At 37.8% G+C, this 20,690-nt stretch carries 20 protein-coding genes and 1 riboswitch; of the genes, 2 read left to right on the top strand and 18 right to left on the bottom strand.

Going from position 1 to position 20,690, the window contains the following annotated elements; genetic code table 11:
• Positions 1 to 63: 63 nt before the first annotated feature.
• The 6 genes from LJC66_RS20530 to LJC66_RS20555 all read right to left on the bottom strand — a co-directional run bounded on the left by LJC66_RS20530 (position 64) and on the right by LJC66_RS20555 (position 6,317).
• A complete protein-coding gene (locus tag LJC66_RS20530) occupies positions 64 to 1,299 on the bottom strand; it encodes a dicarboxylate/amino acid:cation symporter (RefSeq protein ID WP_014458546.1) in 1,236 nt (411 codons plus the stop codon).
• Positions 1,300 to 1,479: 180 nt separating this feature from the next.
• Positions 1,480 to 1,634: riboswitch (cyclic di-AMP (ydaO/yuaA leader) on the bottom strand.
• 604 nt (positions 1,635 to 2,238) lie between these two features.
• Positions 2,239 to 3,708 carry an NAD(P)/FAD-dependent oxidoreductase gene (locus tag LJC66_RS20535; RefSeq protein WP_230933456.1) on the bottom strand — a complete coding sequence of 490 codons (1,470 nt, stop codon included), beginning with the start codon at positions 3,706 to 3,708 and terminating at the stop codon, positions 2,239 to 2,241.
• Between the two features lie 216 nt (positions 3,709 to 3,924).
• Positions 3,925 to 5,325: an ATP-binding protein gene (locus LJC66_RS20540; RefSeq protein ID WP_230933457.1), complete on the bottom strand. Its 1,401-nt coding sequence runs from the start codon at positions 5,323 to 5,325 to the stop codon at positions 3,925 to 3,927.
• A gap of 153 nt (positions 5,326 to 5,478) precedes the next feature.
• Positions 5,479 to 5,652 carry a YjcZ family sporulation protein gene (locus LJC66_RS20545; protein ID WP_195696041.1) on the bottom strand — a complete coding sequence of 58 codons (174 nt, stop codon included), beginning with the start codon at positions 5,650 to 5,652 and terminating at the stop codon, positions 5,479 to 5,481.
• 88 nt (positions 5,653 to 5,740) lie between these two features.
• Positions 5,741 to 6,166, bottom strand: coding sequence for a hypothetical protein (locus LJC66_RS20550; RefSeq protein ID WP_230933458.1), 426 nt, complete (start codon positions 6,164 to 6,166; stop codon positions 5,741 to 5,743).
• Positions 6,156 to 6,317 (bottom strand): hypothetical protein, encoded by a 162-nt coding sequence (locus LJC66_RS20555; RefSeq protein WP_230933459.1) that lies wholly within the window; start codon positions 6,315 to 6,317, stop codon positions 6,156 to 6,158. Before LJC66_RS20555 ends, LJC66_RS20550 begins: the two co-directional genes overlap by 11 nt.
• Before the next feature lie 214 nt (positions 6,318 to 6,531).
• Here LJC66_RS20555 and LJC66_RS20560 point away from each other — a divergent pair, with 214 nt between their 5' ends.
• Positions 6,532 to 7,287: a DUF4397 domain-containing protein gene (locus tag LJC66_RS20560; RefSeq protein WP_230933460.1), complete on the top strand. Its 756-nt coding sequence runs from the start codon at positions 6,532 to 6,534 to the stop codon at positions 7,285 to 7,287.
• Positions 7,288 to 7,318: 31 nt separating this feature from the next.
• On the opposite strand, the gene LJC66_RS20565 is transcribed toward LJC66_RS20560, so the two are convergent.
• The 7 genes from LJC66_RS20565 to ilvA form a co-directional block, all read right to left on the bottom strand.
• Complete coding sequence (locus tag LJC66_RS20565; RefSeq protein ID WP_013058738.1) at positions 7,319 to 7,891, bottom strand: YpmS family protein; 573 nt, start codon at positions 7,889 to 7,891, stop codon at positions 7,319 to 7,321.
• 12 nt (positions 7,892 to 7,903) lie between these two features.
• Positions 7,904 to 8,791, bottom strand: a complete 888-nt coding sequence (locus LJC66_RS20570; RefSeq protein WP_230933461.1) for an SGNH/GDSL hydrolase family protein — start codon at positions 8,789 to 8,791, stop codon at positions 7,904 to 7,906.
• A 233-nt stretch (positions 8,792 to 9,024) separates the two neighbouring features.
• Positions 9,025 to 9,603, bottom strand: a complete 579-nt coding sequence (locus LJC66_RS20575) for an SCO family protein (RefSeq protein ID WP_276510996.1) — start codon at positions 9,601 to 9,603, stop codon at positions 9,025 to 9,027.
• A 24-nt stretch (positions 9,604 to 9,627) separates the two neighbouring features.
• Entirely contained in the window at positions 9,628 to 11,244 is a 1,617-nt protein-coding gene (locus tag LJC66_RS20580; protein ID WP_230933462.1) for an ATP-binding protein, read from the bottom strand.
• A 150-nt stretch (positions 11,245 to 11,394) separates the two neighbouring features.
• Complete coding sequence (locus LJC66_RS20585; protein ID WP_195696038.1) at positions 11,395 to 12,237, bottom strand: DegV family protein; 843 nt, start codon at positions 12,235 to 12,237, stop codon at positions 11,395 to 11,397.
• 170 nt (positions 12,238 to 12,407) lie between these two features.
• Positions 12,408 to 12,659 carry a DUF2535 family protein gene (locus LJC66_RS20590; protein ID WP_195696037.1) on the bottom strand — a complete coding sequence of 84 codons (252 nt, stop codon included), beginning with the start codon at positions 12,657 to 12,659 and terminating at the stop codon, positions 12,408 to 12,410.
• Between the two features lie 161 nt (positions 12,660 to 12,820).
• Positions 12,821 to 14,092: a threonine ammonia-lyase IlvA gene (gene ilvA, locus LJC66_RS20595; protein ID WP_013084697.1), complete on the bottom strand. Its 1,272-nt coding sequence runs from the start codon at positions 14,090 to 14,092 to the stop codon at positions 12,821 to 12,823.
• 231 nt (positions 14,093 to 14,323) lie between these two features.
• Here ilvA and LJC66_RS20600 point away from each other — a divergent pair, with 231 nt between their 5' ends.
• A complete protein-coding gene (locus tag LJC66_RS20600; protein ID WP_195696036.1) occupies positions 14,324 to 14,542 on the top strand; it encodes a hypothetical protein in 219 nt (72 codons plus the stop codon).
• Positions 14,543 to 14,819: 277 nt separating this feature from the next.
• On the opposite strand, the gene LJC66_RS20605 is transcribed toward LJC66_RS20600, so the two are convergent.
• The 5 genes from LJC66_RS20605 to LJC66_RS20625 all read right to left on the bottom strand — a co-directional run bounded on the left by LJC66_RS20605 (position 14,820) and on the right by LJC66_RS20625 (position 20,690).
• Positions 14,820 to 15,305 carry a dihydrofolate reductase gene (locus LJC66_RS20605; RefSeq protein ID WP_050691566.1) on the bottom strand — a complete coding sequence of 162 codons (486 nt, stop codon included), beginning with the start codon at positions 15,303 to 15,305 and terminating at the stop codon, positions 14,820 to 14,822.
• The gene (locus tag LJC66_RS20610; protein ID WP_013058746.1) at positions 15,302 to 16,096 is read right to left on the bottom strand and encodes a thymidylate synthase; all 795 of its coding nucleotides are present in this window, start codon (positions 16,094 to 16,096) and stop codon (positions 15,302 to 15,304) included. The genes LJC66_RS20605 and LJC66_RS20610 overlap by 4 nt, the downstream gene beginning before the upstream one ends.
• 446 nt (positions 16,097 to 16,542) lie before the next feature.
• Positions 16,543 to 17,445: a formyltetrahydrofolate deformylase gene (gene purU / locus LJC66_RS20615; protein WP_230933463.1), complete on the bottom strand. Its 903-nt coding sequence runs from the start codon at positions 17,443 to 17,445 to the stop codon at positions 16,543 to 16,545.
• Between the two features lie 285 nt (positions 17,446 to 17,730).
• Positions 17,731 to 19,536: an IucA/IucC family protein gene (locus tag LJC66_RS20620; RefSeq protein ID WP_230933464.1), complete on the bottom strand. Its 1,806-nt coding sequence runs from the start codon at positions 19,534 to 19,536 to the stop codon at positions 17,731 to 17,733.
• A complete protein-coding gene (locus LJC66_RS20625) occupies positions 19,533 to 20,690 on the bottom strand; it encodes an MFS transporter (RefSeq protein ID WP_195696033.1) in 1,158 nt (385 codons plus the stop codon). The genes LJC66_RS20620 and LJC66_RS20625 overlap by 4 nt, the downstream gene beginning before the upstream one ends.

Consider the following 20,690-nt stretch of genomic DNA (forward strand, 5'->3'; position numbering starts at 1 on the left):
TGAAACGAAGAGTTTCTTGCCAATAAAAAAAGCCCTAGCATATAGCTAGAGCTTTTACGCTTATTAAGCTGATTGCGTTACAGATTTATCGATACGCTTTGCTTCTGACTCAGCCACAATAACGGCACACGCAGCGTCTCCCGTAATATTTACAGATGTACGAAGCATGTCAAGCAAGCGATCAATTCCAATAATCAATCCGATACCTGCTACAGGCAAGCCAACCGAACTCAATACCATTGCTAGCATAATGAGACCAACTCCCGGCACACCTGCTGTACCAATACTAGCAAGCACCGCTGTCAATACAACCGTCACAAGAGCACCCAGCGACAGGTCAACGCCGTATACTTGTGCAATAAAAATAGTCGCTACACCTTGCATAATTGCCGTCCCATCCATGTTAATGGTAGCACCTAACGGCTGAACAAAACTGCTGATGGACTCTGGGACACGAAGGTTTTTTTGAGCCACATTCATTGAAATCGGAAGCGTTGCATTACTGCTTGATGTACTGAATCCAACTGTCATCGCAGGAGCAAAACCTTTAAAAAATTCAATAGGGTTACGTCTGGCCATAAGAGCGACTGATCCCCCATATGTTACGATCGAATGGATAAACAGTGCGAGCACGACTACAATCATGTACAGCCCCATCGCTTTAATTGCCTCCCAGCCTTGACTTCCAACCGCGGTTGCAAGAAGCCCAAACGTTCCGTAAGGAGCAAACTTCATCACTAGATTTACAAGATACATCATCAATTCATTGCCTTGCTCGAGTAAATTGTAAAGCCCTTTTGTTTTACTTCCAAGCATCGTAATACCAAAACCGATAAAGATAGAGAAAACGATAAGTTGAAGCATATTCCCTTCAGCCATCGCTTGAATTGGGTTGACTGGAATCATATTTAAGAATGTCTCTCCAACAGGCGGTGCTTTTTCGGCTTCAAAAGAAGCGTTTTTTGTATCAAAAGATCCAAACGTACCCGGTTTAATTGCATACGCTAAAATTAAACCAATAATAATAGCAACGGTTGTTGTAACTAGGAAGTAGGAAACTGTTTTAGCCCCGATTCTTCCTAGTTTTTTAGGATCTCCTAAACCTGCTACACCTAACGTGATAGAGAAAAACACAATTGGTACAACAAGCATTTTAATTAAGCTTAAGAAAATTTGGCCAAGCGGTGTAAACAAGTACTTGTCCAGCGGAGCAAAAGCACTTGGAGCAAAAGCATTGATCAACACTCCTACAACAGCACCAGCAATTAGCGCGATAATAATCTTTGTCGATAGCTTCATAGATTTACCTCCCGTAAATAAATTATATTAGAATGATTCTAACTACCATACTTATTTTACCATGCATTGAGAACGATAACACTCAAAATATACAATATATTAAAAATTTTCAGATTAATAGTTTAGGAATATTTTTATCTATACAAAAAACCATGAGAATATCATGGTTTCATAGACCTGTTATTCCCTCACTGAATGCTGACGGAGTTAGCTGTCGGATTCGGGTACGTGAGTTACCCTACTTGATTCATTCAAGATTCACCCCAAGTACACTACGCACAAATATGGGTCCCCCGTTCTCTTATAAAACAAAAGAGATTAAGCAAATAATTTTCTTTAATATTTTTGCATGATAATAATTCTTACTTTAATTAAAATTCATTTTATATGTTTCTGTCAAGTTTTTATTCAAAAATAATGCATGATTTTATCATAAAAAGTTGAGAATTGTTATATTTTAAAATATTTACATCATATTTTAATAAACCACAAATAGTTATTTAACAAGACTTAAAATCTAATGGATAAAAAATTAATTCAAAAAATAGTTTGTAAAGTGAACTTTCTTCTCATTAAATTATATTCATAAACTTGCATAATTATTCTAACATCCACGTACTTTACTGCTTTCATAAATATTTTACTCATCAAAAAATAACTCTTTCCAACTGTTGATTTTATTCTTGTATTGCTTGATATAAATTCTCTAAAATTTCACTGAATTTGTTGATAGAAATAAATGGACATTGTCAATTCGCCTTATTCTATTTAATTCTGCTCACGATAGAAATATGGATCCCGTAATACCTTTTAAAAAAGGAGCGGGTAATTATCATATAAAACTATCGGATTTGGAGCGGTACAAGTTCTTTACTTTTTACTTATTCCCTCTCGTTATTTAACACATATAAAAAAAGAGGCCGTGACGGCCTCTTTTTCTTATACAGTAACAGGTTCAGAACTTGCTTTGCAATTCTTTAATTTTTCAACAATGTCACGCGCTACCCACACACCGCACGCACTTGCCTGCGCGAGTCCTCGCGTAATACCAGCTCCGTCTCCTCCCACGTATAAACCGGAAATTTCAGTTTCAAACTTATCATTTAACTTCGGGCGGGCTGAGTAAAATTTCGCTTCCACACCGTAAAACAGCGTATGTTCAGATGCTAACCCAGGCGTTACATGATCCAGTGCTTCTGTCATTTCAATTAAGCTTTTCATCGTATTGTAAGGAAGCACTAAGCCTAAGTCACCCGGTACAGCTTCTTTTAACGTTGGTTCTAAAAAGCCCTCTTTAATTCGAGTCGCTGTTGAACGACGGCCCTTTAAAATATCTCCATACTTTTGAACAACTAAGCCCCCGTTTGACAGCATATTAGCTAATCTTGATACTTCGTGCGCATATTCGTTCGGCTGATCAAATGGATCCGAAAATTTATGAGAAACAAGCAGCGCAAAGTTCGTATTTTGACTTCCAAGCTTCGGATCTTTGTATGCGTGTCCATTTGCTAACATAATACCTGAATGATTCTCTACTACCACATGTCCTGAAGGATTGCTGCAAAACGTTCTGACTCTTGTACCTACGGACGTATTGTAAATGAATTTCCCTTCGTACAAGTGCTTGTTGATTTCTTCCATAACAACGTTGGATGTTTCTACTCGAACGCCGATGTCCACTTGATTGTTAATCATTTTCAAACGACGTTTTTTTAGTAAGTCGCTCATCCACTTCGAGCCGTCTCGACCTGGTGAAACCACCACTTTATCAGCCGTAATTCTTTCACCATTTTTCAATTCAATACCGCGCACGATATGCTGACCATCTTCTTTTTCTGTTATTAAATCGGCTACTTCCGTTTTATACTGCATATCAATTTTTTCTTTTAAGTATTCATAAATGCTTTTTAAAATTTCTAAATTTTGCTCTGTTCCTAAATGACGCACCTGGGCACGCAATAGCTTTAATCCTGCTGCGTATCCGCGTTTTTCAATTTCACGAACTTTATCAGTTAACGGATCCGTAATCGTATCGGTTGCTCCGTGTTTTAAATTAATTTCATCCACATATTTAATTAAATCTACCACCTGTGATTCAGACAGATAATCCGTCATCCAGCCTCCAAATTCACTTGTGATATTAAATTTCCCGTCTGAATATGCGCCGGCTCCACCGAAACCATTTGTGATAGAACAAGCAGGCAAACAGCCAGCAAACTCTTTTTTGCCAACCGCAGGCGGACATTTTTCAATTTTTTTCTGAAGAATCGGACAATTACGTCGATAGATATCGTGTCCTTTATCGATTAATAAAATAGTTGCTTCCGGTAATTTTAACGTTAACTCATAGCAAGTAAAAATCCCAGCGGGTCCTGCCCCTACCACAATAACATCATAATTTGAGTTCATTGTACATTCTCCCATCATCTTTTTTCTTTGGGTAAAAGATAAAAGTTATTGACCGAATTTTCTTTTTTATTATCATTCGGTTATTTTCTAGCCATTTGATAATATATCAAAAACAAACCCTTTAGTCAACAATATACACGAACATTAAAATAAAAAAATACAAAAATATTCGTTTTTATTCCAATCAAATAAAAACCAGTGAACGAATAGCAAGCGCTATGAAATGTTCACTGGTTCTTTAATATACGGAAGAGCAATTTCTACTTTTGTTCCTACTCCTACTTTGCTCGCAAATGAAATATGCCCTTGATGCTGTTCGATTATCCGGTAGCTAATCATTAACCCTAGCCCCGTTCCTGTTTGTTTCGTAGAATAAAACGGTTCACCTAGCCGCGCTAAAGATTGCTCATCAATTCCGCAGCCTTCATCCTCGATAATGACCACGCCGTATTCATTTCTTTTCTCAGCGGTGACTTTAACTGTACCTTTGCTCATTGACTCAAGCGCATTTTGAATCAAATTAATAAAAACTTGTTTAAGCGCATTTTCCTCACAAAAGATTGTAATCTCATCACTAATTTCATTAATAATACGACAGTTTTTATAATTGGCGTGTGTATCTAATAGTAATGTCACGTGACGGATGATTTGATTGAGACTTTTTGGGTGGTATGAATTTTCAATTTTAGGCTTGGCAAGCGTTAAAAATTCTTGAATAATGGATTCGACGCGATTCAATTCTTCAAGCATAATATCATTGTATTCTTCATTATACTGTTTTGATGCTTTTAACAGCTGAATAAACCCTTTAATCGCCGTCATTGGATTACGAATTTCATGTGCTACTCCTGCCGCTAACTTGCTCACCATTGTAAGCTTTTCAGATTTGCTTGCCATTTCATCATATTTTTTTCGATCGGTTACGTCGCGAATAATATACTGAATGGCATCCTGTCCTTCAAACTTAATTTTGGTTGCCGAAGATTCAATAATGACGACTCCTTTTTTAGTCAATAGTTTCACATCAACACGCGGCCTCACTGACATTCCGTTCATTAGCTGAACCATTCGTTCTTTTACGATTTCTAAATGTTCGGGATGAATAAAATGAAGCCAAGGATGCCCGATATACTCTTCTTTTTTCTCGCCGCCAAGAAGTTTAACACCAGCGGGATTCAAATATTGAATTCTGCCTTCTCTTGTTACAATAAATGCATCTTGGCTTTGCTGGACAAACTGCTTATATTGCTTCATTTTCCGAATGACTTCCTCTTGCTTTTCAATACTTGAGGAAAACTCTTTCCACTGAACAACTAAGAGTGGAATATCCCCTTCCGTGCGCTGAATATGGATGTGCATCGGAAACTGCTGATCTACTTTTTTCTTAAGTAAAACAACTTCTTCCTCTTGCTTTCTTAACGGTCCCACTTCATGCTTTTCAATAAAAAAGCGATTTGGCTCTTCAAATACATTACAGGAAAGAAGTCGTTCCTCCGTCGTTTTAAAAAGGTGGCAGCACGCTTCATTTAAAATTTGGATATCTCCATCCATATTCATTACGAGCATTGGTGTAAATGACATTGAAAATAGCTGTTGAAATACTTTTTCCTTTTCCATATATTCACCTTCGCTTATTGAGTTACTAGCTATAGTATAATATGGTAAATGTTGATTTGGCAAAATTTTTTTATTATTTAAACAATTTATATGTAAGTTTGTCCTTTTCCATCTGTTATAAAAAGCTCGCACCTGCGAGCAAATGAGGCCTAATCAGCAAAAACAAGTACAGCCAATGATGATTAATAAAATAAATAGCACAACAATTAATGCAAATGACTGGCCCGATCCACAATGATGATAACCGCCAATTGGATAATGGCAAGTATCATATAAGTGGTGATAGCCTCCGTGATGGCATGGGTCGTAACAATCGTAGTTATACATAGCAATCTCTCCTCTTGTTTTTTTTCATTTCGTACACTGTACTTTATATGCGTTAGTTGATTGTCCTGTATGTGTATTCGCCCATTTTTCACTTTCTCTTACGCCATATTCGCCTTTTAGGCTGCAGCGTATACGAAAACAACAAAAGTAAAATACTTCCCATCACCAGTAACGTAGTAAAACTTTTCATAAACTCAATAATGACCCCTATATACGGGAGATGGTATGCGTAGCTTCCAATCACTTTAAAAGAAGCAGGCAAAGAATCTCTTTGAGCTGTAACCAGTACATCAAGCTCTTGATTATGGGCCAGTACAAGTTCATTTTTTGAAGAAGATGATTCGTCTCTAAAGACAACTATATCTCCGCGATGCAGGTGGTGATAATCCGTTTCTTGAACGGTCACGGTGAAACCAAATAGGCTTGGAACTGTACTAACAAATACAAATGTAAAGCAAATTGCATAAAGAACAAGTACATATCGAAACGCGGAAAACATACATTTATTGATCATAGGTAATCAGCTCAATTCGCTCGGTTACTTTATTTAGCACGGGGGTAATGTGATTAAATGAAGTAGAGCGCTCTGTAAATTGAATTAAAAGTAGCAGCAGTAAAAAACTTAACATAATTAACCGTAGCACCCGAGCATAAAAATCGCGCATGCTCTCACTCCTTTTTCCTATACTAAATTCGGTCGTACAATAAGCCTTCAGTCAATAATTTGATTCAGTATATGCACATAGAGGGCATTTGGCTCATTGTTTCTTCTTGGAGGTCTCGGGAGTGATCAGTGATCGGCATAAATTATGAGTTTTAGCATATGTTTGGTTACGTATGGAAATATTTTTATACTCCGACAATAAGGGAGCTGAACATATGGCTAATTATTCCTTTGATCAATATATTAAAAAAGCAATGAAATACGATTTTCTAGCTAACTACTATAAGTATAGTGATCCATCTAAGCATATTCATTATTATCAAAAGCATTTGTACTATATCCAGCAGGCCATCTTAACTTCTTCTGAAAATACGAATCTGCGCGTAAACCCGCCGCAAATTCGTATACTTCACGCTTCTCCAGATTCTCCATCTGTAGATATTTATATTAACAACAAACGAGTGATTCGCAATTTAACTTATAAACAAGAAACAGATTATATTGAATTACAAGAACCTGGAAGATATACAATTTCTATTTATCCCGCTGGAGAAACGGGAAGACCTGTTTTAACGGAATCATTTACATTTGAAAGAAACCGAAATTACACGGTAGCGGCGGTAGATGAGCTAAACAAGCTTGATTTATTATTTATCTATGACAATACGGATGTGCCAAGTGGAGAAACAAAGCTTCGATTTGTGCATCTTTCTCCTGATGCTCCTGCTGTGGATATTGCGGCTAGAGGCGGAGACGTCATTTTTTCTGGCGTGCAGTTTAAAGAAGTCACAAAATATTTGCCTTTGTCCCCCATGCATGTTCAACTTAGTGTGCGCATAGCAGGAACCAAAAATGTAGTACTCGAAATCCCGGCACTGAACCTTCGTCCGAATCGAACATATACGGTATATGCCGTCGGATTTACTAAGAACCGTCCTGCATTAGAAGCGCTAATTTCCCAAGATCGTTAACGAAAAAAACCTTCCAAATTGGAAGGTTTTTTTATTCACTGCGCGAAATTAAACGTACGCGAATATCATCATTTTTTAAATCAAATTTTTGTACTTTTACAGCAAAATCACTCTCTAACTTCATCTGCTGTAACGCTACGTATACTGATTCATTCTTTGGATCGATCGTTACCCATTCTGGTAGCGCAAAGTTATTATTTACGTATCGAAGCACTGTGCGGACAGGAAGCTGCAGCTTTCCAACAGAAAGCGACTGCTGTTCAAGCACAATATCTCCATTTTTTTGTACGATTGGATCAAATGTCATTCGAATATTAATATCATCGCCGAATACTTGAATCGTACCGTCTACTCTTACTACATCCGTAAGAGTAATTTTGTAGTTAAGCGGCTGATTCTTAAATTCTTTTTTTAAATATTTATCAATCAGTACATTTAAGTCCGCTTTTTTAGCCAAAATTGTTAGTTCTGCGTCTCCTTCTACTTTTTCAGAGGGAGTTGGATTGGCCTTATCAACCGGTTGAAAAATAAACGCAATAATAAGGATAGCCCCTAGAACATTAATCCCTAATAACGCGATAAATAGGGTTTTCCACTTCTTCATATAACAATCTCCTTACTCGTTCCCACTCTCTTTCGTGTTTTTCTCTTTTTCATCAGATGTAACTTCTTCTGCTGTTTCCTTTTTCTGGTCTCCAACGAGAGGATCTTCTTCCTCCATTGATTTACTAATGCGTTCAGCCATTAGTTTGTACCCTTTTTTATTAGGGTGAAACTCGTCTTTCCCTAATAAATTTACGTCAGAATCATAAAAAATATCATCAATTTTTACATAACTTACATTATCATATTGAGAAGCAATTTTCTCGCTTGCCGCATTCCATTCATTAATAACAACATTAATTTCTTTCACATCACTTAACGATTTAAAGAATGGATTATAAAAACCAATTAAATAAATATGAGCATTAGGGTTCAGCTTACGTATACGTGAAAACACGTCATTTAGACGTTTTTCATATTTTGACTGCTGTGATTCAAACGTCTTAATTGAGATATTGTAAAAGTAATCTCTTACCACTTTCATCACGTCATTGCCGCCAATCGTCAAGAAAACAATGTCTGCTCTTGATACTTCAGCTGCTACTCCCGGCTGATTTAACCTCGCTAATAGCTGATCCGTCCGATTTCCTCTTTTGCCTAGATTCTCTGTTCGTACATTTTGCACTTCATTTTGTTTAGAAAGGTATTTAGTTAAGTATGGTACATAACCGCCTTTTTTAGACTCATCTCCTACTCCTTCTGTTAATGAGTCACCAATGGCTACGATATCTAAATCTACAGGAAAAAACCCTTTCGGAATATGCTTTTTAGGTGTTAAATCCACTTCTTTCTGAACGGCTTCTTCTTTATTGTCCGTTGGCAAAAAAGTCGTCGTCGAACAGCTTGCTAACACCACCGCACTCATACTGCTTATTACTATACTTTTCCATTTTCTCATCATAACACCTACTAACTATGCTGTATTCTCGCTGTCACAAGCAATACTGCTTACCGCTCTGAATAACTATATCTTTATATCTTATCATACTATGTCAAGTTGATATTTTACTACGTTTCTTATATATAGTATATGTAAAAAAAAGGATAAGCATGTTTCTTTCATAAAAATATCCGCTAACACATCACTATAAAGATAGCTGTGTTTGACGGATAGTTTTGACGGATTTATAGCTCTTACTGAAGGGTTTTGATATCTTTTAACATATCTTCATAAGGAGGGTCAGTCACTCCCTGATAAGATTTTTGAACGACTCCATCTTTGTCAATTAGAAAAAAATCTGTACCGTGAATAACCTGCGGATTTTCTTGCGGCTTTTTCACAATCGTTTTAAATTGGTCCAGCGCAAACTTCTCAATTTCCGCTTGTTTATACCCCGTTAAGAAATCCCAATTCGAAAAATCAGCGCCAAATTTAGTCGCATAGTCCTTCATTTTTGGTGGAGTATCCACTTCAGGGTCTACGCTAAATGAAACAAAGCGAACGTCCAGCCCTTCATCCTTGGCCATTTTTTGTAATTTAGCCATATGAGCCGTCATTGGGGGACATACGGTTTCGCAGCTTGTGAAGATAAAGTTAGCTATCCAAACGTTCCCTTTCAGCTGACTTAGCCCTACTTTCTTTTGATCTTGGTTAACATAAGAAAAAGAGTTCATCTTCCAATTAAGCGGATTTTCTATTTTGGAACCACAGGCTGCTAACATCATACAACTAATGAGCAGTAAAAAAAACAATTTATAAGACCAGCTTTTCATATGTTCCTCCTGCACGGTTAAAGTTTAGTCATAGCTAGGGAAAATCAAGGTAAACGTTGAACCTTTTCCTGGTATGCTTTCCACTTCAATTCTTCCATTCATTTGTTCGACCAGCTGATAAGAAACCATTAGACCAATCCCTGTTCCTTTTTCTTTTAAAGAATAAAACGCTGTTCCCAGCCGGTTCACTTGTTCACTGGTCATGCCTATACCAGTATCTTCAATTTGAATATGTACATGCCCTTGTCGCTTGTAAAGTCCTACTCGAAGCGTTCCTCCAGCTCTCATAGCTTCAATTCCATTTTTCATAATATTAAGCAGAACTTGATTCAATTCGTTTCGGCTGCCGCGAACATACATCTCTTCTTTTGCGTCTAATTCTATGAGTATATTGTTTGTTAACAAAGCATAAGAAGATAATAAGTCTACTAAGCTTGTAACACACTCTAAGCAGTTAATAAAACGATGCTGATGAACATCCGGCTTGGCTAAAGATAAATAGTCATGAATAATCGCTTCTGCTCTGTCCATTTCGTTAATCATAAGATGAAGGTAACTTAATTCAGTGTTTGAAAGCTTTGTGTTATCTTGAAACAGCTGCAAAAACCCTTTTACCACCGTCATAGGATTTCGAATTTCATGCGCTACAGAAGCAGCTAATTGACCAATTGCATTCATTTTCTCTGCTCGCTGCAATTCCTTTTGCATCCTCGTTTTTTCCATAATAACTTCTAATTCATCAATCGCTTTAGCAATTCCATCTTTTGAATGACTGAAATTCGTTTCTACGTTCAGCTGTTCTTTTGTTGCTGACACTTGTTGAAAAAGCTGCTGAAGCCGCTCGGTCATTTCATTAAATCTTGTGTGTACATTCCCTAACTCAGAATCATTTTCATGTGTCAGCTTCACATCAAACTTCCCTTGACTTACTGCTTGAATTCCTTCTATTAATTCCCCTAGGGGGGACATTAATCGCCTTAGTCCCCAGTCTTGAATAACAATAATGAAGGTAAACAAAATCGTAAACGCAACGATCAAAGCCACAATTAAACGTTTTTGGTAGATATAGATAGCGCTTGCATCTATATCTACACCAAGAATAGCGACAACTTTTCCAGAGCTGTTTGTAATAGGCGATAAAACGGTTATCCACGTCCCGAATTCGTCTTTGTATGTAGATGTTACGATATTCTTCTTTTCTTGTTCTGCTTGCTTAAATGATTTGTAAAATTCTTCTCCACCATAGTAAATCATGGACGGCTCTAGTGATTGCTTAATTTTCTTATTCGCTGTTACGATAATCTTATTTCCATGCGACTTGAATCTTTCGGTCGTCATAATATATCCCTGCAAGTACGACGGATGCAATTCATAAATCTTTCTAAACTGCTTTTCTAGCTCGTCTGTTTCAGGAGTCGTCCCGTTCCTTGAATCCACTGCTGCTATTACGTCTTGTTTAGATAAAGACTCCCTCCATAAATCAGCCATAATTAACGCGTGCTGCGTTAGTGTCTCTTTTGCCATCTTTTTTTGAACTTGATAGCTAATAGCTAAAGAAATGACTCCAAGGGCAACTACAATTAAAGTAGAAAATAAAACCGTTTTGTTAAACACACTCAAATTTCGAATATATTTTTTCATCGGTATACTCCGGATTCAAAAGAATAGTAACCAGCACAGCATTCGCTGGTAGAAAGTTGATTCTATTATATCATACGTTCGTCCACTTCTCTTTCCCCTTTTTCCAAAAAAGAGAAAGCCAAAAAAGTGACTTGCAAAAAGCAACCCACTTTATTCAGCAAAATACATAAAACCAATTGCACCAATACCTGTATGCGTCGAGATAATAGGCGTCGTATCTTCAATTGAAAATTGCGTATAGCCCCTTGCCTTCACAATTGATTCTTTTAATTTAGAGGCGAGTCCAAATCCATCTGCATGTACAAGCCCTACTCCTTTAATACTTTTTCCTTCTGTATGCTCTTCGAACTGTTTCGTTAAAAACTTAACAACTTGAGAATGGCTGCGCACTTTAGCAACAGGAGTATATACTCCGTCAGCTAGAGAAGCAATCGGCTTAATATTTAAAAGAGAACCGATCAATCCTTTTCCTCGTCCAATACGTCCACCTTTAACCAAATTTTCAAGCGTATCAACTACGACAAAAAGATTCGTATTTTGACGCACCTCTTCCAAGCGCGTGATAATTTCTTCTACTGTATGCCCATCTTCAATCATTTTCACCGCTTCAAAGACTTGAAACGAAAGAGCTTTTGTAATGTACATAGAATCAACAACGGTGATGTTTCCTTCTACCATTTGAGCCGCGCTTTCAGCTGCTCGAACAGTTCCGCTCATTCCCCCAGTCATATGAATCGAAATGACGTCATACCCTTCACTAACTAATCGTTCATATACTTCAACAAAAGAACCAATAGCTGGCTGAGAGCTTTTTGGTAATTCTTTTGAATTTTTCATTTTTTCAATAAAATCTGTCGGCGTTAATTCCACGCGATCTAAATACGTTTTATTATCAATGTTAATACATAAAGGTATCATCTCAATACCGTACTTTTCAGCTTCTTCCAACGTTAAATCAATTGTTGAATCCGTTACCACTTTAATTTTCGCCATGTGTTCACCCCTATAAGATGCATTGCAGACTAGTATAACATGAACGCTTTCAACAATATAGTTATAATAGAATGCAAGTTTTGCTAATTCGTAAAACGCAAGTTCAACCTTTTATATCAACAAAAAAAAGTTGACTCTGCTGAAATATTCAGAAAAGTCAACTTTTACGTTTATGCATTATGTTTTAATACATGAGACTTAAAGAGCTGTTCGTAATCTTTCCATTTCAACACGCGTTTTAAATATTCTTGAAACGAGTAGGTTTGCTTCGGCACTGATTCGTTCGTGATTTGTCTAATAAATAAATCAAGTTTTGCAGATAACATGAACCGAAACGTGCTATTTTCCTCTAAAACTGGAATTTCAGTAATTTTTACTCTTTGACCACTGACATGTTTAAATTCAAGGCTTTTTAATAGCAAGGCGATCAACCCTCTTTTTACCCGTTTATTTTATTATAATGCTTGAGGCACTTTCTGTCTTGATAAAATAAAAAGAAAATACAACTATTTTTTAAAATAAAAATGCTTCATCAACTTATTCGACAGTTGATGAAGCATTCCTTTTTAAAATGACCTTCTATTTAAATAAATAAGTGAAATAAGTTGCTTTCTTTATTAATTTCCGTATAAGGGAATCCTTTTTTATCCATACGATTAATCAATGGATAATAATCTTCTTTATGCTTAAGCTCGATTCCTACAAGTGCTGGTCCGCTGTCTTTGTTATTCTTTTTCGTATACTCAAAGCGCGAAATATCGTCTGTCGGTCCAAGCACTTCGTCAAGAAATTCACGAAGAGCTCCTGCGCGCTGAGGAAAATTAACGATAAAATAATGCTGTAATCCTTCATAAATCATCGAACGTTCTTTGATTTCTTGCATACGTCCAATGTCATTGTTTCCTCCGCTGATGACGCAAACAACCGTTTTCCCTTTAATTTGCTCACGGTATGAGTCAAGAGCAGCAATCGAAAGAGCGCCTGCTGGTTCTGCTACAATCGCATTTTCATTGTATAGAGATAAAATGGTTGTACAAACCTTGCCTTCAGGAACAACTACAATATCGTCCACAAGTTCTTTACTGATGTCATACGGAAGCGTTCCAACTGTTTTAACAGCTGCTCCGTCTACAAATGGATCGATTGCCGGTAGCGTCACTACATTTCCATTTGCTAAAGATGTCTGCATGCCAGGCGCGCCTGCTGGTTCTACCCCAATCACAGCTGTTTGAGGCGAGATGCTTTTTACGTATGTGCCGACACCGGAAATTAATCCGCCCCCGCCGATACCCGCAAATACGTAGTCAATTTCATCTTCACAGTCATTGAACATTTCAACGGCTACTGTACCCTGCCCTGCAATAACGTCTACATCATTAAATGGGTGAATAAATGTTCGATGTTCCTCTTCACTGCATGCAATAGCTTGTTCATAAGAATCATCAAACGTATCTCCGATTAGTACGACCTTTACGTTATCTTTGCCTAAAAATTTCACTTGATTAATTTTTTGGCGCGGTGTTGTGCTCGGCATGAAGATTTTACCATCGATATTTAAATGACGGCACGCATATGCTACACCTTGTGCGTGGTTTCCTGCACTTGCACAGGCAATTCCATTTTCTAATTCTTCTGGGGATAACTTTTTGATTCGATTGTAGGCACCGCGAATTTTAAATGAGCGCACCACCTGTAAATCCTCACGTTTTAAATAGATATTACATTCATATCGTTCAGACAAAACGTCATTACGCTGTAGTGGTGTATGCACAACAACATCTTTAATCAATTGATTTGCAATCATGATGTCCTCTAAATGTACGTGTTTTGTTCGATTATCTACTTGTTGTTTCATAACCAACTTCCTTCCTCTTCTACCATTATTAATTTGTACATTATATCACAAAAAATTTAGAAAAATCATTATTTTTTATTAATAATAACTAAAAAAACTTTTCCAACTATTTTACTGTCCACATACTTTACATATGTTTGGCAAACGCTAAATAGACTTGCAAAATTGCCCATACTTTCTACATGCAGCTGCGGCGATAACAGGTATAAATTAAGAAAGGTTGTGGAATAAATGGAGTTTTCTCTTCAAAGTCATGAAAGTGCCGTTCCGTGCGAAATAGTTGCAGATGAAGAAAACGGTAGATACATGCTTCGCAAAGCAGATACGAGCGGAGAAGTTTTTAATACACCAAGCGAACTGATTGAATGGATTGAAGCTAACTGGAGACCTGAACAGTTTGTGAGCCCAACGGCTTTTCACGAAATGATGAAGCAATTAAAATCAATATAAAAAGAGATTGAAACATAACGAAATCAACCTAAAGGCGAATAAATGGCATATAAGAGCTAGCTAGTAGGGGGCGCTTGTTACACCGCAGTTGATTTCCATACGAGACTTCGCTTCCCGCGGGCGGCCCGTGAGCCTCCAGTCACCTGCTAAGAGCACCTGCATACATAAAATCTACCTTCACCCTCATAATGAAAAGATCCGAACGATTCAACGTTCGGATTTTTCTTCAACTAACATACTTTTGTACCAGACTCGCGTTTTTTACAAACAAAAGAGATCAGCTTCGCTCGTATACGGTAAAATAATACGTGTAGGGATTTTTTTCATCTTTAATTCCTTGCTGCTTCGAAATAACTTTCCATTCGCTTAAATCAATCGCAGGAAAATGTGTATCTCCTTCAAAGGATTCTTCAATATGCGTAATATAAAGTCGGTTTGCAACGTCTAATGTTTGCTCATACAGAGTAGCTCCGCCAATCACGAAGAGCTCGTCTTCTTTTTCAGCATCTAATGCTTCTAGTTCCTCAACTGAATGAATAACGGTTGTTCCTTCTTGTTGATAATCTTTTTGACGCGTAAGAACCACATTTTCGCGATTAGGAAGCGGGCGTCCAATTGATTCAAATGTTTTTCTTCCCATTACAATCGTATGACTCGTTGTGATGCGCTTGAAATACTTTAAATCTTCCGGAAGACGCCATGGCAAATCATTTTCTTTACCGATCAGCCTGTTTTGATCCATTGCGACAATGAGGGAAATCATACGCTCACAGCTCCTTTGATGTGAGGATGCGCATTATAGTCTACTAACTCAAAGTCTTCAAATTTAAAGTCAAAAATTGACTTTACGTCTGGATTGATTTTCATTTTTGGCAAAGCATGAGGCTCACGCGTTAACTGCAGGTTTACTTGTTCAATGTGATTGCTGTAAATATGCGCATCGCCAAACGTATGAACAAAATCACCTGGCTCTAAATCACACACTTGTGCCACCATCATTGTAAGCAGCGCATATGAAGCAATATTAAACGGTACGCCTAGGAAAATATCAGCTGAGCGCTGATACAATTGACAAGACAATTTGCCGTCCGCTACGTAAAACTGAAATAAGCAGTGACACGGCGGTAAAGCCATATTGTCTACATCAGACACATTCCAGGCGCTTACCATTAAGCGGCGAGAATCAGGGTTGTTTTTAATCTGATTGATAACATTTGTAATTTGATCAATTTTTTCTCCGTCCGGAGTTGGCCATGAACGCCACTGATGACCATACACAGGGCCAAGTTCCCCGTTTTCATCCGCCCATTCATTCCAAATGCGCACGCCGTTATCCTGTAAATACTTAACGTTTGTATCTCCTTGTAAAAACCAAAGCAGTTCATGAATAATTGATTTCAAATGAAGTTTTTTTGTCGTTAATACCGGGAAACCTTCTTGTAAATTAAAACGCATTTGATAGCCAAATGTGCTAATTGTACCTGTTCCTGTCCGATCTTCTTTTTTTGTTCCATTTGCTAACACATGCTCGCAAAGTTCAAGATATTGTTTCACTTCCGACACTTCCTTTATTAAAAAGTCCTTTTCTATTGTATAAGTGTTCACGAGCTAAGTAAACAACTAAATCTCAGCTCATGCAGAAAAGTTTTTTATCATTTAGATACGCGATTTCCCCGGAAAAAACGAGAATGAGACCTAACAAAATCAATTAAATAATCGCGTATGAATCGCTTATGACACCGCGGTTGATCTCCGTGCAAGGCTGGCGGCCGATGAGCCTCCTCTTCGCTTACACTTGGGGGCACTTGGGGGGTCTCTCATCTGTTCCGCTTTTCTCGCAGGAGTCCCTCCAATCAAACGCTAGAAGCAACTAAACAGATGAAATCTACGTTTACCATGACCATAAAAAAATCCGAACGAATTTCATTCTCTCTCAAGAATCTCGATTCATCGTTCGGATCTTCCTTCGGCTAAACTACTTTTTAATAGCTTAGTCTTTGTTAATTAAATACAATTGTGCGGTTTTCATGCACTAAAATGCGGTCTTCTAAATGCCATTTCACAGCACGTGCGAGCACCGTACGTTCAATTAAGCGGCCTTTTTTCTTTAAGTCATCCGCATCATCACGGTGGTTCACGCGTTCAATATCTTGTTCAATAATTGGACCTTCATCCAAGTCGTCCGTTACATAGTGAGACGTAGCACCAATTAATTTTACACCTCGTTGATATGCGCGTTCATATGGACGTGCTCCAATGAATGCCGGTAAGAATGAATGGTGAATATTAATGATACGATACGGATTTTCCGCCACAAAAGTTGGCGTTAAAATTTGCATATAACGCGCCAAAATAATCACGTCAATATTATAATCTTTTAATACCTGCAGCTGTTTGGCTTCTGCTTCTTGGCGAATGTCTTTTGTCGCCGGTATATGTTTAAACGGTATACCGAATGATTCAACCACTTCGCGCGCATCTTCGTGATTGCTCACAACGACAGCGATGTCTGTCATCAAATCTCCGCTTTCCCATGCCCACAGCAGTTCTAGTAGACAATGAGGCTCTTTTGACACAAAAATAGCTGTTTTTTTCAAATTATGAGCATATGTAAACTGCCAGTTCATTGAAAATGTATCGGCAATTTTTTTGAAGCTTTCTTCTAGTTTTGTTCCTTTAGCTAATAAATCCTCACATTCAAATTCGAAACGGATAAAAAACATACCCCCTTCATGGTTCGTTGAATGTTGACTTGATTCTACAATATTTGCACCGTGCTCATGTAAAAACGTAGACACAGCGGCTACAATACCCGGTTTGTCCGGACAGCTAATTAGCAGCCGACCTCGATTTTTATATTTCTCTTTATATGAAGTTAAATGTTTTTGAATATGCGATTTCATGTAATTCCCTCTCTTTTTTTAAATATACAGACAATTGTACCATTATCCTTGTAGCGATGCGACATTGAAATAGTGCTTTGACAAAAGAAAGCCGAAACGTTTGCATCGGCTTGTGTATTTGTTGTTCTAACATCTACTACATCAAATCGTTCATTTACTCACCTTTACATTCTACACATACATAAAATGAGTGTTTCCTAAAGTGCTGCAGCTCATCCCCTTCGCTTCCTGCTTTTGAATTAACCATAAAAAAGCCGCCAGCACAACACCAGCGACTTTTCCTTATTATTGCACAGCTTTTTCACTCACTTCATGCAGAGCATTTTGTACCTTGCCATATTCGCTTGCGTGAGGACGATCTCCGTCATCTTCGTATCCGTAATCAAACATTCGATTTCGATTTAACGTTAATTTCGTAATGGTTGGACGTAATAAATTAAATAGTTCAAATCGTTTTTTTAAATGTGGAAATGATGCTTGATAATGTAAAATTTCTGCTCGTACACTTTTCCAAAAGTCCGCTTCTTCTACGCCTTCATGCTCTTCTAAAATAGTTGCTAAATAGCGGAAGTGACAAACAAATAACCCTGTTAAAATAAACTGCGTCAGTCCTTCCGGCTCTTCGCTGCGCAGCACTTCTTTCAATTCAAAAGATAGCTGCTGCAGTTCTTCAAACGGCTGATCGCTAATATTCACGTCATCTACAAAATCTTTCATAATAATTCGAACGGGCTTGTTATGTTTAAGCACCAATACCGTATTTTGACCGTGCGGGGAAAATACAGTACCGTATTGGTACAAGTAATGAAGAAGCGGGGGCAACACAGCGCTGGTTAACGCATCGATCCACCCGGCAGGAGTTAAGCCCGACTTTTCTATATACGACGAAACTAAAGCTTTCCCTTTACTGTCAACATGTAAAAGCGCAGCTAGCGTAATCGCATGCTCTCCTTCTTCTAACTCTTGATAGATGCTTTCACGCCAAACGACTCCCAGCATTTCTAAATACTGATAAGGCGCGTCTTTAATAGAAGCAAACGTCGGCTGAGTTACGTTTAACGTAGCCACTTCACCTAAAAGTCCTACTTTGCACGTATCTTTTAAAAACGCATCGCGATCTCGTATGCCTTTTATGTGCTGAGTTACTTGAGGAGCAATTACCGTCCGCTCACTTGGAAGACCTCTGTACACAAGCGTATTTAATATACTCATAGGAAGCTTTACATGATATTTATCTCGATTTGTTGTATTCACAAATGTACGAATCGACTGCTGAGGCAAGTATTGATCTTCACCTTCTCCTAACGGAACAATTAAATCATTTGCAATGTATTCAGCGAATAAAGGAACAATCACGTTCATCCACTGCCATTCATGAACGGGAATATAGTAATAGTCCGCCGCTAAAAGGTCTTGGCTTGTTAATTCTTTTTCAAATTCAGCTAGCCTCTCACTGCTTAGCTCCTGTTTCATAACATCGTCAAAGCCGAGGGTATCTAATGAATGAAAAGAAGCAATTTGCTTCGCTACAGCAATCCATGAAAGCTGAATTTTTTGTTTTTGCTCAGGTGCAAACCGCAGATAATCATCATAGCCAAATCCGATGCGGCCTTTGTTGTATGTAATCCAAGGATGTCCCGCCATTTCACCTTCTAGCTCCGCATAATCCATATCTGCTAATTCATCAGCTGATTTTCGATTTTGCAAATGCACGTCTGCTATTAACGTATGAAAATATTCTTTTGCTAAGTGACCTGCGGTTGAGCTAGACATTCCTTTGTCTTCAGATAGGCTAATTAACAGCTGCAATGCCTCAGAAAATGTAGGGATTGACGTTTTAGATGTCAGCTTAATACTTTCTGGCAGTACAGAAAAACTGTCAAACAATCGCTGTTTCGCTTGATATGTATACGTAACGCCCCGGTCGTCTTCCCACTGGTAGGTGGAAATCTCACCCTGCTTTTGCAGTTCCTTCGGTGCAATAATATGTTCATACATAAATTCCTGCAGCATTTTAGCTAAAAGCTGTCGATTTGCTTTTTCCCATGATTGCTTATTAAATACGGAAAGATTCGTTTCTTTGATTTTCATCCTTCATTCTCCTTTACTTGTCTTAGAATAGGGATCGTTTTATTACGCAGCGGCATTACAGCGCTAGCAGCTAGCAAAGCAGCGGCACCAGCTGCTAAAGGAAGCGCTAAATTTACTTTGCTGATTTCTAGTGCTAAAAGCGGTGCAATCAGCAGGGCAATGTTTTGAACAGCAATAAGCCAGCTGTAATAGTAAGCAGCTCCTTCTTTGCTTTTTTGAAATAAATAGATATCAAGTATAACCATGCTGAGATAAAACCCGGCTCCATATAAAATTCGACTTATAATAAACATGCTGAGATGATCGGCATATGCTTGCAAACATAGCAGTAAAGCACTAGTACCAGTTACGCCATAAAAAAGCGGTATAACTTTGCCATTAAATAGCTTTGTAGGTACCGTAAGCTTTAAGATGATCGCCATAATGCTCGGCATCACATATAACAAAGCGCTGCCTTGACTGCTCATGCCATATGTGTCACTTGTAAACAATGTAAAATAAGGGCGAATGACATTGTGTCCAAGGTGAAAAAAGAAAATAGCCAGCAAATAGAAAAAAATAGGCTCGTTTATACTTTGAATGTATGCTGATGTTTTTTCTTTTTTTAAAGATGAAGCTTTTCTTGTTATGAGCCATACGGCTAGTACCATATCAGCTAAAGCAAAGTACTGATATACTTTAAGCGGCATTTCCCATGCAATAATCGTACTTCCAAACAAGCTAGCGACAATAATAGCCGTATGAACAATAAATACATAGGTTGTTGCGGCACTTGCCTTTTTCTGTCCATTTTTTATGCCGCCTACTAAATATGGGTACAAAAGATATAAACTGCTTTGAAACACAAGTAATACTAACGAAGTGGCTAAAAATCCATAAAAAGTAGAAACTTCGCTCAGAATGACTTTAATTAAGGCTGTCATTAGAAGTGACGCTACGATTATATGTTTTATTTTCCACTTTTTAAGCAGCATTCCCCATAAAGGAGTCATAACAATGACCACAATCCGGCAGCAAATAATAAAAAAAGACGTCATTGCGACTCCATCTACATGGAAAGCATTTGTAAAATACTGTGGATAAAATGGTGATAATAATACCTCTGACGTCATGGTCATAAACAAACAGATAAAAACAAAGCGCGGAGAAATCAT

Source organism: Priestia sp. TSO9, assembly GCF_021029645.1.
Classification (GTDB): domain Bacteria; phylum Bacillota; class Bacilli; order Bacillales; family Bacillaceae_H; genus Priestia; species Priestia megaterium_E.

Coding starts and splice junctions, on each gene's coding strand:
- LJC66_RS20530 (WP_014458546.1), bottom strand. CDS start 1,299: ATGAAGCTATCGACAAAGATTATTATCGCGCTAATTGCTGGTGCTGTT.
- LJC66_RS20535 (WP_230933456.1), bottom strand. CDS start 3,708: ATGAACTCAAATTATGATGTTATTGTGGTAGGGGCAGGACCCGCTGGG.
- LJC66_RS20540 (WP_230933457.1), bottom strand. CDS start 5,325: ATGGAAAAGGAAAAAGTATTTCAACAGCTATTTTCAATGTCATTTACA.
- LJC66_RS20545 (WP_195696041.1), bottom strand. CDS start 5,652: ATGTATAACTACGATTGTTACGACCCATGCCATCACGGAGGCTATCAC.
- LJC66_RS20550 (WP_230933458.1), bottom strand. CDS start 6,166: ATGATCAATAAATGTATGTTTTCCGCGTTTCGATATGTACTTGTTCTT.
- LJC66_RS20555 (WP_230933459.1), bottom strand. CDS start 6,317: ATGCGCGATTTTTATGCTCGGGTGCTACGGTTAATTATGTTAAGTTTT.
- LJC66_RS20560 (WP_230933460.1), top strand. CDS start 6,532: ATGGCTAATTATTCCTTTGATCAATATATTAAAAAAGCAATGAAATAC.
- LJC66_RS20565 (WP_013058738.1), bottom strand. CDS start 7,891: ATGAAGAAGTGGAAAACCCTATTTATCGCGTTATTAGGGATTAATGTT.
- LJC66_RS20570 (WP_230933461.1), bottom strand. CDS start 8,791: ATGATGAGAAAATGGAAAAGTATAGTAATAAGCAGTATGAGTGCGGTG.
- LJC66_RS20575 (WP_276510996.1), bottom strand. CDS start 9,603: ATGAAAAGCTGGTCTTATAAATTGTTTTTTTTACTGCTCATTAGTTGT.
- LJC66_RS20580 (WP_230933462.1), bottom strand. CDS start 11,244: ATGAAAAAATATATTCGAAATTTGAGTGTGTTTAACAAAACGGTTTTA.
- LJC66_RS20585 (WP_195696038.1), bottom strand. CDS start 12,237: ATGGCGAAAATTAAAGTGGTAACGGATTCAACAATTGATTTAACGTTG.
- ilvA (WP_013084697.1), bottom strand. CDS start 14,092: ATGAAACAACAAGTAGATAATCGAACAAAACACGTACATTTAGAGGAC.
- LJC66_RS20600 (WP_195696036.1), top strand. CDS start 14,324: ATGGAGTTTTCTCTTCAAAGTCATGAAAGTGCCGTTCCGTGCGAAATA.
- LJC66_RS20605 (WP_050691566.1), bottom strand. CDS start 15,305: ATGATTTCCCTCATTGTCGCAATGGATCAAAACAGGCTGATCGGTAAA.
- purU (WP_230933463.1), bottom strand. CDS start 17,445: ATGAAATCGCATATTCAAAAACATTTAACTTCATATAAAGAGAAATAT.
- LJC66_RS20620 (WP_230933464.1), bottom strand. CDS start 19,536: ATGAAAATCAAAGAAACGAATCTTTCCGTATTTAATAAGCAATCATGG.
- LJC66_RS20625 (WP_195696033.1), bottom strand. CDS start 20,690: ATGATTTCTCCGCGCTTTGTTTTTATCTGTTTGTTTATGACCATGACG.